The following is a 13,641-nucleotide window of genomic DNA, read 5'->3' as shown; positions in this document are numbered from 1 at the left end:
TTGCCGCCCCTCGGCCCGGATGCGCTCGACTTTCCCTAGAAATCCGGAAGATCTACAGGATCTGTACGTCCTATACGTCGAGCTGGTCGGCGACCGCTCGCAGCAGACCGGCGATCTTCCCGCCGGCGGCCTTGTCGGGATAGCGGCCCCTCTCGAGCATCGGCGTGATGTTCTCGAGGAGGGTCGTCAAATCCTGGACGATGGAGGCCAACTCGTCCGGCTTCTTGCGAGTAGCGGCGGCGACGGAAGGGGTCGGGTCGAGGATCGTCACCGAAAGCGCCTGGTCACCGCGCTGCCCGGCGACGACCCCGAACTCAACTCGCTGACCCGGCTTGAGTGTCTCGACTCCGGCGGGGAGGACCGAGGAATGGACGAAGACGTCGCCGCCGTCGTCACGGGAGAGAAAGCCGAAGCCCTTCTCGCTGTTGAACCACTTGACCTTGCCGGTAGGCACGTCTGTCCTCGTCCTCGTACTCGTCGGAAAACTGCTTCGGAAAACGCCAGGGAACTGCTCTTGATAGCACTGGGGCGGGTCGTCGGGACCCGCCGGTACCAAGGCTAATGGTCTTCCACCCGGTGACAAGACGTCACCCGGTTGTTCCTTCGCGCAGGGAACTACCCTGGTCGGGTGCGTGACAAAACCCAAACGAATTCCGCCGCGCCCGGCGACCGCCTGGTCCGTGCCGGAGCCATCGTCTTCTTCGCCGGTGCCGTGGCCACACTCGTCACCGTGGCCCCGCTTCTCCTCGGTACGACGCCATTTCCGACGTACATGTTCGGATTGAGCATGCTCATGGGCGTCGGCTTCCTGATGGCCGGAGCCGGCGTCTTCCAGTCGATCGCGGCCGGCCGCCGTCAGGCGCGCGCCGGGCGGTAGTCCGCGAGCCAGGCCGGAAAGTGGGTGAGGTCCGGCAGGACCACATCCGCTCCGGCCGCCCGCAGCGCGTCGCCGTCGCACGGCCCGGTCGTGACGGCCACGGAGAGCGCTTCGGCGGTACGGGCCCCGCGCACGTCGCCGATGTGGTCGCCGACGTACACCGCCGCGCCGTGCTCGCGCAGCGCCTCCGCCTTCCGCTCGGCCCACAGGTCGCCTATCACCGCGTCGGCGTCGATCCCGAGGTGCTCCAGGTGCAGTTTGGCGTTGGGCTCGTACTTGGCCGTGACGACGATCGCCCGCCCGCCGGCCGCGTGCACGGCGGCGATCGCCTCACGGGCGCCGGGCAGGGCGAGCGTGGCGGCGATGGCGAACGTCGGGTACATCGAGCGGTACAGGTCGCACATGGCCGCCACCTGCTCCGCCGGGAACCAGTTGATCATTTCGTCCACGAGCGGCGGCCCGAGCCGGCTGATCGCCAGATCGGCGTCGATGAACGTCCCCGTCCGCTCGGCCAGCGCCGTGAAGCAGGCGTGGATGCCGGGCCGGGAGTCGATCAGCGTCATGTCGAGGTCGAAGCCGACGGTGAGGGAGGCGACGGGAGGCAGGGCGGCAGAGGTCATATGGGCCATTGTGCCCAGGCGGGCGGCGATCAAGACGCCCGGTCCTCCCCTACCGCTGCCGCTGGGACCGCCACAGCAGGAACAGCGCGGAGGCGATGGCGGCGCCCCGGACGACCCACGGCCAGGTGTCGGAGACGGCGGCGTTCATGTGCCCCTCGGCGATGGGATCACCCCACCGCCCTTGGTTGCGTCCCCACAGCCAGACGAGCCCGGCGGTCAACGCCGTGCCCGGCAGCCACATGACCGCCACCTGCCGCTCCGCCTGCGTCAGCCGCCGGGAGGCGTAGGCGATGAGCCAGCCGAAGAGGAGCACGAGCAGGTTCCCCAGGAAGGCACCGGCGACGAGGAGGGCCGCGCCGAGCAGGAGGAAGGGGTTGCTCCACTGTCCGGGTCGCGGGAGGCGGAGGCGCCGGCGCCCGGAAGCGCCCTCCTCGGCCTTCCCCGCCTTCTCCGCCTTCTCCACAGAGACAGGCTCGTCCCGTACGACACCCTTGTCCGCCTTCTCCGCCTTCTCGATCTCCTTCGGCGGCGGAGGCTTCAGCAGATCCGGAATCTCCACCCCGCCGACGAACCCCGGCACCTCGTCCCCGGCCCCGAACGGACTGCTGTCCACCCGCCACCAGTCGGGCCGCGTCGCACTGTTGCCGAGTTCGTCGGCACCGGCGAGGTGGGGCGGGGTGGGCGCATCCGCGGGGCCCTCGACGGGTTCGGCCGGTTCGGCGGGCCGAGGCCGGGGCACCACGCGCCGCAGCCCTTTGGCCCTGGGCCGCTCCTGGGCCCGGTCCGGCTGTACGGGCACGGAGGCGCCCGGCACCTGCGGCACACCGCCGCCACCACCGGCGTTGGCGACGACCTCATCGGGGCTGCCCAGCCGGGCGAGGATACGGCGCACGGCGGCAGGACTGTCCACCGGCGTCTTCGCCCGACGCCGGTCGATCTCGTTCCGCAACTCCGAGACCAGCCGCATCCGATCGGACGACGGCAACTGCCGCTGCTGAGCCACGTCACCGACGCGGCTCAGATACTCGTAGACGACCTGGTCGCTCTCGATCCCCACGAAGTCCCCTCCGGGGCGGGTGCGTTGGATAACCCCGTGGTGACAGACGTTACCGCGAGGAGCGACCCGAAGGGGCGCGGGGAACTGCGCGACCAGCCACAACGAACCCGCAGACGAACGACGGCCCACCCCGGCACTTCCCGTGGCAACGAAACCGACGGAGTCACCCGGTACCGTGAGTCGGATGAGCACCGAGGACAAGCCGGCGACCCCGCGTTCACTCGCGGAGGCACTCCGTGGCCAGGACGACGCCGCCCTCGCCGCGCTGCTGCGCAGCCGCCCCGACCTCATCACCCCCGTCCCGACGGACCTCACGCAGCTCGCGACCCGCGCCGGCACCCGCGCCTCGGTCGTGCGTGCCCTGGAGCGGCTGGACCGCTTCGCCCTGCAAACGGCGGAGGCACTAGCCGTCGCCCCGGACCCGGCACCGTACGAAGAACTCCTCGGCCTCATGACCGGCGACGAGGGGGACCAGGCCGTCGCCGCCGCCCTTCCGCACGCCCTCGCCACCCTGCGCGAACAGGCCCTCGTCTGGGGCCCGGACGACCGTCTCCGCCTCGTCCGCACGGCCCGCGAGCTGCTGGCCCCGTCCCCGCAGCACCCGTCCCCGACCGGCCTGGGCCCGACGGTGCAGGAGGCGACGTCGGGCATGTCGCCGGGCCGTATCCAGGAGATCGTCACGGCGGCCGGGCTGGCGTCGACGCACGACGCGGTCTCGGCGGTCGCCGCGCTGACCGCCTTGTTCAAGGACCGCAAGCGGATGAAGGCCCTGCTCGCAGGCGCCCCCGAGGAGTCCCTGGAGGTGCTGCGCCGCCTGGTCTGGGGCCCGCCGTACGGGCAGGTCACCGCCGACCCGGCGGCCCGGCTGCGCTGGCTCCTCGACCGCGGGCTGCTGCTGCCGACGGCGCCCGGGACCGTCGTACTCCCCCGCGAGGTGGCCCTGCATCTGCGGGGCGGCCACGCCCACCGTGCCACCGAGCCGCTGCCGCCCCCCGTCGAGCCCGCCGGCACGCACCGTCCACAGGTTGTGGACGCGACGGCGGCCGGGCAAGCGTACTCGGCGCTGGCGACCGTCGAGGAGCTGCTGCGGGACTGGGACGAGGGCGGTCCGACGGTGCTGCGGGCGGGCGGGCTGAGCGTCCGGGACCTGAAGCGGACGGCCGTCGCCCTGGACGTACCGGAGCCGATCGCGGCGTTCTGGGTGGAGCTGGCGTACGCGGCGGGCCTGATCGCGTCGGACGGTGAGGCGGACGAGCGGTACGCGGCGACCCCGGCCTACGACGAGTGGCTGGAACAGCCCGCGGACCAGCGCTGGGTGCGGCTCGCGGAAGCCTGGCTGGCGGCGACCCGCACGGCGGGCCTGGTCGGCGGCCGGGACTCCAAGGAGCGCACCATGTCGGCCCTCGGCCCGGGCCTGGACCGCTCCGCCGCGCCGGAGGTACGGCACCGGGTGCTGGCCCTGCTCGCCGAACTGCCGGAAGGCGCCGCGCCGTCCGCCGAGTCGGTGCTGGCCCGGCTGCGCTGGGAGCGCCCGCTGCGGGCACCGCAGAGCGACGACGACCTGCGCACCCGGCTCGCCCGGTGGACGCTCTCGGAGGCGGAACTGCTCGGCGTCACCGGCCGCGGCGCGCTGTCCGCGCACGGGCGGGCGCTGATCGGAGCGCCGGCCGCGAAGCCGGCCGCGGACGCGCCCTCCGGCCCCGGCGACAAGCTCCCCGTCCACCACAAGCACCACAGGGTCCCAGCCCGCGAACCCCTCACCCCCGCCGAACAGGCCACCGCCTCCGCCACCGCCGCCCGGCTCCTCGCCCCCCTCCTCCCGGAGCCCCTGGACCACGTCCTCCTCCAGGCCGACCTCACGGCAGTCGCCCCCGGCCCGCTGCAGCGCCCGCTCGCCGACATGCTGGACGTCCTCGCGGACGTGGAGTCGAAGGGCGGGGCGACGGTGTACCGGTTCACCCCCGGTTCCGTACGCCGTGCGCTTGACGCCGGCCGCAGCGCCTCCGACCTGCACGCCTTCCTCGCCGCGCACTCGCGTACGCCGATCCCGCAGCCGCTGACGTACCTGATCGACGACGTGGCCAGGAGGCACGGCCATCTGCGGATCGGCGCGGCTTCGGCGTACGTCCGCTGCGACGACGACGCCCTGCTGAACGAGATCGTCGCCGACAAACGCGCCGCCGCCCTGCACCTGCGACGCCTCGCCCCGACCGTGCTGGCCGCCCAGGCCGACCCGGCGACGCTGCTGGAGGGCCTGCGCGCGATGGGATTCGCGCCGGCCGCCGAATCCGCCGAGGGCGACGTCCTGATCACCCGCGCCCACGCCCACCGCACCCCGCCGCGCACGGCCCCCGAGCCGGTCCCGGACGGCCCCCGAGCGCCCGACCCGACGCTCCTGACGGCCGCGATCCGCGCGATCCGGGCGGGCGACCTCGCCTCCACGACCCCGCGCAAGCAGACCCCCGTGACCAACGGCGAACTCCCCCGCACCGGCTCCGCCGAGACCCTCGCCACCATGCAGGCCGCCGTCCTCACCGGCGAGACCCTCTGGATCGGCTACGTGAACGCGGAGGGCTCCGCCAGCCAGCGCGTCATCGCCCCCATCAAGGTCGAGGGCGGCTTCGTGACGGCGTACGACCACACCGCGGACGAGGTCCGCACGTATCCGCTGCACCGGATCACCGGGGTCGCGGAACTCGCCGACGACTGAAGCGCCCCAAAGGGGCGCGGGGAACTGCGCGACCAGCCACGACGGACCCGCAGACGCACGACGGCCGATCGCGGCTCTTCCCTCGGACGGGTGTACGCCCAGGTTCATGCACGCCACGCCGGACACTTCCCACCCATGAGCGAACCCGCAGGTCACCCCGCATTCCGAAGCGGAGCGCCGGGCAGCCAACGGATGTCCTGATCCGCAGTGAAAGGAAGTCCACGCCCATGCGCGCAGCCCGTCGTGTCGCCGCCGTCCTGTCCGCCACCGCCGTGATGATCGGCGCCTTCGCCACCCAGGCCGCGGCCATCGGCATCGACGTCGCCGGCCTGATCATCGAGACACCGGCCATCTGACCCGTCCCCCGCACTCCCCGGGCCGGTCCCGGTGTCCCCGGGTCCGGCCCACCCCGATCGATCCCCCTCCGTGAAAGGCCCCTACGTCCCCATGCGTGACAAGCTCAACCACCGCGCCCGCGCCGCCGTCGCCGTGTCCGCCGCCGCGCTGGTCTCCGCGGCCGCACTCGTCGGCGCGCTGGCACCCGAGGCCTCGGCGGCCCCCGCGCTGCCGCTGCCGCTCCCGGCCGCCGGGGCAGGCGGCGAGCCCCTCCTCAACGTCGACGGGCACATCTTCGCCCAACCGCTGGTCAACAACCTCGACCTGTCCAAGCTGAAGTAGCCCGGCGCATCCGGTAGCTGTCCCCGTCCAGCCGCACGATCTCGGCGTGGTGGGCCAGCCGGTCCACCATCGCCGGGGCGGCCGGGCCGCCGAACACCTCGTCCCAGCGCTCGAGCGGGCGGTCGCAGGTCACGATCAGCGACCCCCGCTCGTAGCGGTGCGCCACCAGCTGGAAGAAGAGCCGGGACGTGTCCGCGTCGAACGGCACGTACCCGACCTCGTCGACGATCAGCACGGGACAGGCATCCAGCTCCGCAAGTTCCTCCGCGAGCCGTCCCGCGGCCTGCGCTCCGGCCAGCCGTGCCGCCCATCCGGCGGCCGTGTCGAACAGCACCCGGTACCCGGCCTCACAGGCACGCACCCCGAGCCCGACGGCCAGATGCGTCTTGCCGGTGCCGGGCGGCCCGACGAACACCACGTTCCCGCAGGCCCCGACGAAGTCCAGCTTGCCGAGCCGCGCCACCGCCTCCCGGTCGAAGACCCGGGGATGCTCGGCGTCGTACTCGTCCAGCAGCTTCCGCGCCGGGAACCCAGCGTCCCGGATCCGCTCCTCGGCCCCCGTCTCCACGCCGGGCGCCCCCGCCTGGCCCGGAATCAGGGCGGCGGCCCGCACGGGCGCGGGGCGTTCGACCGCCCTGTGCTCGTGGTGGTCCCGGTGCCGGCCGGCTCGCTCGGCGTGCGCGGCCATCGGCCCCGACATGTACGCCAGGATCGCCGCCGAGACGATGAACGCCATGTGGATCACCGTCCCCCACAGCAGCGAGTGCCGTGCGGTGTGGTGCACATCCACGAACATCTGCAGCAGATGGACGGAGGAGATGCCGACGATGGCGGTCGCCAGCTTGACCTTCAGCACGTTGGAGTTGACGTGCGAGAGCCATTCCGGCTGGTCGCGGTGGCCCTGGAGCCCGATGCGCGAGACGAACGTCTCGTAGCCGCCGACGATCACCATGATCAGCAGATTGGCGATCATGACGACGTCGACCAGCTTGAGCACGGCGAGCATGACGTACGTCTCGTTCGCCTGCCCGGTGACGCACCGGAGGATTAAGGTCCACAGCTCGTTGAAGAACTTGTAGACATAGACGCCCTGCGCGGCCACGAGGCCGAAGTAGAGCGGCGCCTGAAGCCAGCGCGTGGCGAACAGGGCATAGCCCAGCGTGGTGGACGGCGTGGACGGATCACGAGTGAGGATCTGCACGGTCGGCCATTCTCCGCATTCGCCGCCGTACAGGTGAAACCACACCACTCACAGGAATGAATAGACATCCTGTACGACGGACCACCCGCTCCGGCCCCGACCGGGGAACGATCAGGCACACTGGACGTTTGGCCGACCTCTGGCCTTAGGGAAGGAAGCCGCGCGTGAACGGTCCCCTCATCGTCCAGTCCGACAAGACGCTGCTCCTGGAAGTCGACCACGAGCTGGCCGACGAGTGCCGTCGGGCCATCGCGCCGTTCGCCGAGCTGGAGCGGGCGCCGGAGCACATCCACACCTACCGGGTGACGCCGCTCGGGCTGTGGAACGCGCGGGCGGCCGGGCATGACGCCGAACAGGTCGTGGACGCGCTGGTGCAGTACAGCCGCTATCCCGTGCCGCACGCGCTGCTGGTCGACGTCGCCGAGACGATGGACCGCTACGGGCGGCTGACGCTGTCCAAGCACCCGGCGCACGGGCTGGTCCTGACGACCACCGACCGTCCGGTCCTTGAGGAGATCCTGCGCTCCAAGCGGATCGCTCCGCTCGTCGGCAACCGGCTCGACCCGGACACCGTGGCCGTGCATCCCTCCGAGCGCGGGCAGATCAAGCAGACGCTGCTGAAGCTGGGCTGGCCGGCCGAGGACCTCGCCGGATACGTCGACGGTGAGGCTCACGCGATCGATCTTGTCGAGGACGGGTGGGCGCTGCGCCCGTACCAGAAGCAGGCCGTGGAGAACTTCTGGCACGGCGGGAGCGGGGTCGTCGTACTGCCGTGTGGTGCCGGGAAGACGCTGGTCGGCGCGGGGTCCATGGCCCAGGCGAAGTCCACCACGCTCATCCTCGTCACCAACACCGTCTCGGCCCGGCAGTGGAAGCACGAGCTGGTGAAGCGGACCACGCTGACCGAGGAGGAGATCGGCGAGTACAGCGGTACGAAGAAGGAGATCCGGCCGGTCACCATCGCGACGTACCAGGTGCTGACGACCAGGCGGAAGGGCGTCTACCCGCATCTGGAGCTGTTCGACTCCCGCGACTGGGGGCTGATCCTCTACGACGAGGTGCATCTGCTGCCCGCGCCGGTCTTCAAGTTCACGGCGGATCTGCAGGCGCGGCGGCGGCTCGGGCTGACGGCGACGCTGGTGCGGGAGGACGGCCGTGAGTCGGACGTGTTCTCGCTGATCGGGCCCAAGCGGTTCGACGCGCCCTGGAAGGAGATCGAGGCGCAGGGCTATATCGCGCCCGCCGACTGCGTCGAGGTCCGGGTCAATCTCACCGACGCCGAGCGGCTGGCGTACGCGACCGCCGAGCAAGAGGAGAAGTACCGGTACTGCGCGACGACCGACACCAAGCGGAAGGTGACGGAGGCGCTGGTACGGCGGTTCGCCGGGCAGCAGATCCTGGTCATCGGGCAGTACATCGACCAGCTCGACGAACTGGGCGAGCATCTGAACGCCCCCGTCATCAAGGGCGAGACCTCCAACGCCCAGCGCGAGAAGCTCTTCGGCGCCTTCCGGGAGGGCGAGATCAGCGTGCTGGTCGTGTCGAAGGTCGCGAACTTCTCGATCGACCTGCCGGAGGCGACGGTCGCCATCCAGGTGTCGGGGACCTTCGGGTCGCGGCAGGAGGAGGCGCAGCGGCTGGGGCGGGTGCTGCGGCCGAAGGCGGACGGGCACCAGGCCCACTTCTACTCGGTGGTGGCGCGGGACACCATCGACCAGGACTTCGCCGCGCATCGGCAGCGGTTCCTGGCCGAGCAGGGGTACGCGTACCGGATCGTGGACGCGGACGAGTTGCTCGCGGAGAGCTGAGCCGGGCGGGGCGGGGTCACTTGCGGCGGACGCCGGCTTCCTCGCCGTACTCGCCGAGGATGATCACGTCGAAGGCGGCGCCCGCGTAGACCTTGAGGGCACGCAGGGCCTCGCCGAGGCGGTGACGGTGGTGGGTCGAGGTGACTGCGGTCGCGCCTGAGGCGCGGCCGGGGGCTGGGGTGAAGGTTGCTGCGCTCATGTATCCATGGTGGCTCTCCGGCCATAAGGAGGGCATCGGTCTGCGGGGCGAACCCGTGTCGTCCGTGGGTACACCTGCGGGGCTAGCCATGGCCCTTAGGGCGGAGGGGGCCGTCCCCTAGGGGACGACAAAACCGTTGGCGGCCGGCTCCATCGGCGGCCTAGAATCTCCGCTCTTGTCTGGATCCAACGGAGGCACCCCTTGTCCACCCCGTCGTCCGACGATCCCCTCTCCCGAGAGCGCTCCCACCTCGCCTCCTCCCGTGCCGCCCTGCGCGCCATGCGCGAGGACGTCGAGTCCCTCGACATCAGCGACGTCACCGCGAACTGGGTCAACGCCGAAGTCCTCGCCCGTCAGATCGACGAACGGATCAAGGCCCTCGCCGACCTGAGCGACACCCCGCTGTTCTTCGGACGGCTCGACTATCTGCACGCGGTCGGCGCCGAGCAGGCGGAGGGGGCGGAAGGGGAACGCTTCTACATCGGGCGGCGGCATGTGCACGATCACGACGGCGACCCGATGGTGATCGACTGGCGTGCGCCGGTGTCCCAGCCCTTCTACCGGGCCTCGAAGAAGGCCCCGATGGACGTCGCGCTGCGCCGCCGCTTCGGATACACGGGCGGCGACCTGACCGCGTACGAGGACGAGCACCTCTCCGACCCGTCGGAGGCCGCGCGGACGAGCAAGCTGCTCCAGCAGGAGATCGAGCGTCCGCGTGTCGGCCCGATGCGGGACATCGTGGCGACGATCCAGCCGGAGCAGGACGAGATCGTACGCAGCGGGCTAGGCGGGACCGTGTGTGTGCAGGGAGGTCCGGGGACCGGAAAGACGGCCGTCGGTCTGCACCGGGTCGCCTATCTCCTGTACGCCCACCGCGAGCGGCTCGCCCGCACCGGCACGCTCGTCATCGGGCCGAACAAGTCCTTCCTGCACTACATCGAGCAAGTGCTGCCTGCCCTCGGCGAGTTGACGGTCCGGCAGGCGACGGTCGACGACCTCGTGGCGCACGTCGAGGTGCGGGGCGCGGACGAGGCGGCGGCCGCGGTGATCAAGGGGGACGCGAGGATGGCGGAGGTGCTGCGACGCGCCGTCCGCTCCCATGTGACCATGCCGACCGAGCCGGTCGTCGTCGTGCGCGGCTCGCGTCGCTGGCGCGTCCCGGCGTACGAACTCGAAGGCATCGTCCAGGAGTTGCTCGACCGCGACATCCGGTACGGCGCCGCCCGCGAGGCCCTGCCGCAGCGGATCGCGCACGCGGTGCTGGTGCAGATGGAACGCTCCGGAGAGGCGCCGGACGACCGGGTGCAGGACGCCGTCGCCCGCAACGCCGCGGTGAAAGCGGCGGTGAAGGCGATCTGGCCGCCGGTCGATCCGGCGAAGCTTGTGCTGCGGCTGCTGACGGACGCGGACTTTCTCGCCGTACACGCGGGAGGTGTTCTTGGCGCGGACGAGCAGAAGAGGATCCTGTGGGCGAAGCCGGTGCGGTCGGTGAAGGCCGCGAAGTGGTCCGCCGCGGACGCGGTGTTGATCGACGAGGCGACGGATCTGGTGCAGCGTACGCATTCGCTGGGGCATGTGGTTCTCGACGAGGCGCAGGATCTCTCGCCCATGCAGTACCGCGCGGTCGGCCGGCGGTGCACCACCGGTTCGGCGACGGTCCTCGGGGATCTGGCGCAGGGTACGACGCCGTGGGCTACGCGGAGTTGGGACGAGGCGCTGGCCCACCTGGGGAAGACGGACGCCGTGGTCGAGGAACTGACGGCCGGTTTCCGTGTGCCGACGGATGTGATCACGTATGCGTCCCGGCTGCTGCCGCATATTGCGCCGGGGCTGACGCCGGTGGCTTCGGTGCGGGAGAATCCCGGGTTTTTTGAGGTGCGTGAGGTGGCCGAGGCGGGGGAAGTGGTGGCCGCGTGTGAGGAGTTGCTGCGGAATGAGGGGTCTACGGGGCTGATTGCTGCCGATGCGCGGATCGCTGCGCTGGCGGAGGCGCTGGCGGTGGCGGGGATCGGTTTTCTCGATCCCGGTGAGGAGACGACGCAGGAGACGCGGCTGACGTTGGTTCCGGCGTCTCTCGCGAAGGGGCTTGAGTACGACTATGTGGTGCTCGATGAGCCGCAGGCGGTGGTTGATGGGGAGCCGGATGAGCGGACGGGGTTGCGGCGGTTGTATGTGGCGCTCACCCGGGCTGTCTCGGGGTTGATCGTGACGCATTCGGCGCCCCTGCCGCCTCAGTTGTGATTGCCTCTTGAGGTTGTGTGCGAGTGCGGGTGGGTGGGGGCTGGTCGCGCAGTTCCCCGCGCCCCTAGGGGGTTCCAGTCAGCCTTGGTCCAAGAGCCGACGCCACTTCCCTACCGCTTCCGCCGAGACCGGGGACGTCCAGCCCTTCGGCCTCGCCGCGCCCCCGATATGGAAGGCATCGACACCCGCGGCTTGCAGCTGCCGGACGTGGTCCAGCCGTAGGCCCCCGCCCACCAGGATCTGTTGCTCGTACCCCGGCTCCCCGCGCCGTCCCGCCTCCGCGAGCAGCGTCGAGAGGCCGTCGGTCACGCCGTCCGCCGATCCGGCTGTGAGGTAGGTGTCGAGTCCGGGCAGGTCGGCGACTTGCTTGCGTAGGGCTTCGCGGTCCGACGCGTGGTCGATGGCGCGGTGGAAGGTCCATCGGCAGCCGTGCAGTTCGGCCACGACTCGCTCCACCGCGTCCAGATCGACGCACCCGTGCCCGTCCAGGAAGCCGAGCACGAACTGGTCGGCCCCCGCGCCGCGCAGTTCCCGCGCCACCTCGACCAAGCGCTCGACATCCTCCGCCGCGAATCCGTCCGCGAGTCGCAGCATCACGCGCAGGTCGATGTCGACGGCGGCGCGGATCGCGGTGAAGGACGTGGTCGGCGGGGTGAGGCCGTCCGCTGCCATGTCGGTGACCAGTTCGAGGCGGTCCGCGCCTCCGGCCTGGGCGGCGAGGGCGTCCTCGGCGTCGAGGGCGATCACCTCCAGGACTGCACGCTTGCTCATGGGACCCCATTCCTCATTGCTCGGCGGCTCGGGACGGCTAGGAGGTCTAGTCCAATGCCAGCCTACGCGAGGACGGGGTCCAGAAAAGATCGTCTTCAGCCGAAGATGTTGAGCTCTGTCTCCTTCACGCCCGCCAGCTCGTACGACGCCCCTGCCGTCGTACGCCCCGAGTACAGCCGTACGAGCGTGGCGGCGTCCCCGATGAACCGTGCGGGTGTCCGCGTCCCCGACACATCGCCCAGCCGCACCGGCTCGTCGACGTCGTCGAGGTCGGCGTGCAACGGCAGATGGCCGCGCTCCCGGGTCACCGCGGCCAGCAGCGTGAGCGCGTACGGCAGTCCGGGCCCGGCGTAGGCTCCGGGCTCGCCCCACGCCTCGCGTACGTCCCCGGCGTGCACCCACTCACCGAGCGCGATCCCGTCGAAGGCGCCGCCCGACGCGGCGATCACGGGCCCGGCGTCGGTCATTCCGCGCTCCAGCTCGTCGACGACGCGCGCGTTGGTCCAGTCGGCGCGCTCGGCGATGTCCCGGTCGTTGGCCTCGGGTGAGAAAACGTCGTTCTCGAAGCGGCTCTCCACGACCCTCAGCAACGCGGCCGAACAGTGGGCCAGCACATCCCGGACGCTCCAGCCGGGGCAGGCGGCGACCGGCCTGGCGAAATCCGTGTCCGGTCGCTCCCGCAACAGCGGAATCAGCGTGTCGCGCTCGGTGATCAGCAGCCGTCCGGGCAGTTCGGGGTCACGTACGTCAGCAGAAGTCATGTCTCCCACGCTAGGGTGCGTGGCCCACGTCACGGGAGAATGGCGTACATGTCCGATCTCGAAGCCCTCGCCGCCCGCTTCGCCGACGCCCTGCGAGCGGCCCGCGCCCCGGTGGACTCGCCCGACCCGGCGCCGTACGCCGACGATCTGCTCACCCGCTGGCAGGAACCCCAGCGCCGCTATCACACGCTGAAGCACCTCGCCGCGGTCCTCGACCACATCGACGTGCTGGAGAAGCACGCGGCGGACCCGGACGTCGTACGTCTGGCCGCGTGGTTCCACGACGCGGTGTACCTGCCCGAGCGGTCCGAGAACGAGGAGCGGTCGGCCCGGCTCGCCGAGCGGGCGCTGCCCGAGGCCGGTCTGTCCGCGGCGAAGACCGCGGAGGTCGCCCGGCTGGTCCGGCTCACGGTCACCCACGCCCCGGCCGGCGACGACCGGGACGGGCAGGTGCTGTGCGACGCGGACCTGGCGATCCTCGCGTCGCCGCCGTCTGCGTACGCCGCCTACACCGCGGCCGTCCGCGAGGAGTACCACTTCGTCCCCAACGAGGCTTTCCGCGAGGGCCGTTCGGCGATCCTCCGCCAGCTCCTCGACCTGCCCCGTCTGTTCCACACGCCGCACGGGGAGCGGGAGTGGGAGGCGACGGCGCGCTACAACCTGCGGTCGGAGCTGGAAATGCTGTCGCTCGGCCGGCCTCCGTCGGCTTAGCGTGCAC

At 71.3% G+C, this 13,641-nt stretch carries 14 protein-coding genes; 7 read left to right on the top strand and 7 right to left on the bottom strand.

Annotated features, from left to right (window positions below; translation table 11 throughout):
• Positions 1-70 precede the first annotated feature (70 nt).
• Positions 71-454, bottom strand: coding sequence for a cold-shock protein (locus tag KCH48_RS43000; protein ID WP_067434904.1), 384 nt, complete (start codon positions 452-454; stop codon positions 71-73).
• A 174-nt stretch (positions 455-628) separates the two neighbouring features.
• Here KCH48_RS43000 and KCH48_RS29160 point away from each other — a divergent pair, with 174 nt between their 5' ends.
• Complete coding sequence (locus tag KCH48_RS29160; RefSeq protein ID WP_210577881.1) at positions 629-877, top strand: hypothetical protein; 249 nt, start codon at positions 629-631, stop codon at positions 875-877.
• Here the strand turns inward: KCH48_RS29160 and KCH48_RS29155 are convergent.
• Both KCH48_RS29155 and KCH48_RS29150 read right to left on the bottom strand, forming a co-directional pair.
• The gene (locus KCH48_RS29155) at positions 856-1,506 is read right to left on the bottom strand and encodes an HAD family hydrolase (protein ID WP_210577893.1); all 651 of its coding nucleotides are present in this window, start codon (positions 1,504-1,506) and stop codon (positions 856-858) included. The two genes, KCH48_RS29160 and KCH48_RS29155, sit on opposite strands and share 22 nt — an antisense overlap.
• A 40-nt stretch (positions 1,507-1,546) precedes the next feature.
• Positions 1,547-2,554 carry a hypothetical protein gene (locus KCH48_RS29150; RefSeq protein ID WP_210577880.1) on the bottom strand — a complete coding sequence of 336 codons (1,008 nt, stop codon included), beginning with the start codon at positions 2,552-2,554 and terminating at the stop codon, positions 1,547-1,549.
• Positions 2,555-2,738: 184 nt separating this feature from the next.
• Here KCH48_RS29150 and KCH48_RS29145 point away from each other — a divergent pair, with 184 nt between their 5' ends.
• The 3 genes from KCH48_RS29145 (at position 2,739) to KCH48_RS29140 (ending at position 5,942) form a co-directional block, all read left to right on the top strand.
• Complete coding sequence (locus tag KCH48_RS29145; protein WP_210577879.1) at positions 2,739-5,264, top strand: helicase C-terminal domain-containing protein; 2,526 nt, start codon at positions 2,739-2,741, stop codon at positions 5,262-5,264.
• Positions 5,265-5,491: 227 nt separating this feature from the next.
• Positions 5,492-5,620, top strand: a complete 129-nt coding sequence (locus KCH48_RS42995; RefSeq protein ID WP_282615195.1) for a hypothetical protein — start codon at positions 5,492-5,494, stop codon at positions 5,618-5,620.
• Positions 5,621-5,711: 91 nt separating this feature from the next.
• A complete protein-coding gene (locus KCH48_RS29140; protein ID WP_210577878.1) occupies positions 5,712-5,942 on the top strand; it encodes a hypothetical protein in 231 nt (76 codons plus the stop codon).
• Here KCH48_RS29140 and istB read toward each other — a convergent pair.
• Positions 5,911-7,143: an IS21-like element helper ATPase IstB gene (gene istB / locus KCH48_RS29135; protein ID WP_210577877.1), complete on the bottom strand. Its 1,233-nt coding sequence runs from the start codon at positions 7,141-7,143 to the stop codon at positions 5,911-5,913. The genes KCH48_RS29140 and istB overlap by 32 nt on opposite strands.
• A gap of 164 nt (positions 7,144-7,307) precedes the next feature.
• Here istB and KCH48_RS29130 point away from each other — a divergent pair, with 164 nt between their 5' ends.
• Complete coding sequence (locus KCH48_RS29130; RefSeq protein WP_210577876.1) at positions 7,308-8,951, top strand: DNA repair helicase XPB; 1,644 nt, start codon at positions 7,308-7,310, stop codon at positions 8,949-8,951.
• A gap of 16 nt (positions 8,952-8,967) precedes the next feature.
• On the opposite strand, the gene KCH48_RS29125 is transcribed toward KCH48_RS29130, so the two are convergent.
• Complete coding sequence (locus KCH48_RS29125; RefSeq protein WP_210577875.1) at positions 8,968-9,150, bottom strand: hypothetical protein; 183 nt, start codon at positions 9,148-9,150, stop codon at positions 8,968-8,970.
• Positions 9,151-9,351: 201 nt separating this feature from the next.
• Between KCH48_RS29125 and KCH48_RS29120 the strand changes: the two genes are divergently transcribed.
• Positions 9,352-11,391 carry a UvrD-helicase domain-containing protein gene (locus KCH48_RS29120; protein WP_210577874.1) on the top strand — a complete coding sequence of 680 codons (2,040 nt, stop codon included), beginning with the start codon at positions 9,352-9,354 and terminating at the stop codon, positions 11,389-11,391.
• Positions 11,392-11,469: 78 nt separating this feature from the next.
• Here the strand turns inward: KCH48_RS29120 and KCH48_RS29115 are convergent, their stop codons facing one another.
• Both KCH48_RS29115 and KCH48_RS29110 read right to left on the bottom strand, forming a co-directional pair.
• Entirely contained in the window at positions 11,470-12,162 is a 693-nt protein-coding gene (locus KCH48_RS29115) for a copper homeostasis protein CutC (protein WP_210577873.1), read from the bottom strand.
• 95 nt (positions 12,163-12,257) lie between these two features.
• Positions 12,258-12,923 carry a maleylpyruvate isomerase family mycothiol-dependent enzyme gene (locus KCH48_RS29110; protein ID WP_210577872.1) on the bottom strand — a complete coding sequence of 222 codons (666 nt, stop codon included), beginning with the start codon at positions 12,921-12,923 and terminating at the stop codon, positions 12,258-12,260.
• Between the two features lie 48 nt (positions 12,924-12,971).
• On the opposite strand from KCH48_RS29110, the gene KCH48_RS29105 reads away from it, so the two are divergent.
• Positions 12,972-13,634, top strand: coding sequence for a hypothetical protein (locus tag KCH48_RS29105; RefSeq protein WP_210577871.1), 663 nt, complete (start codon positions 12,972-12,974; stop codon positions 13,632-13,634).
• The last annotated feature ends 7 nt before the right edge of the window (positions 13,635-13,641 follow it).

This window comes from Streptomyces sp. GESEQ-4 (assembly GCF_017948455.1).
Lineage (GTDB): Bacteria > Actinomycetota > Actinomycetes > Streptomycetales > Streptomycetaceae > Streptomyces.
The sequence above is the reverse complement of the archived record's forward strand: the minus strand, read 5'-3'. Positions and strand labels throughout refer to the sequence as shown.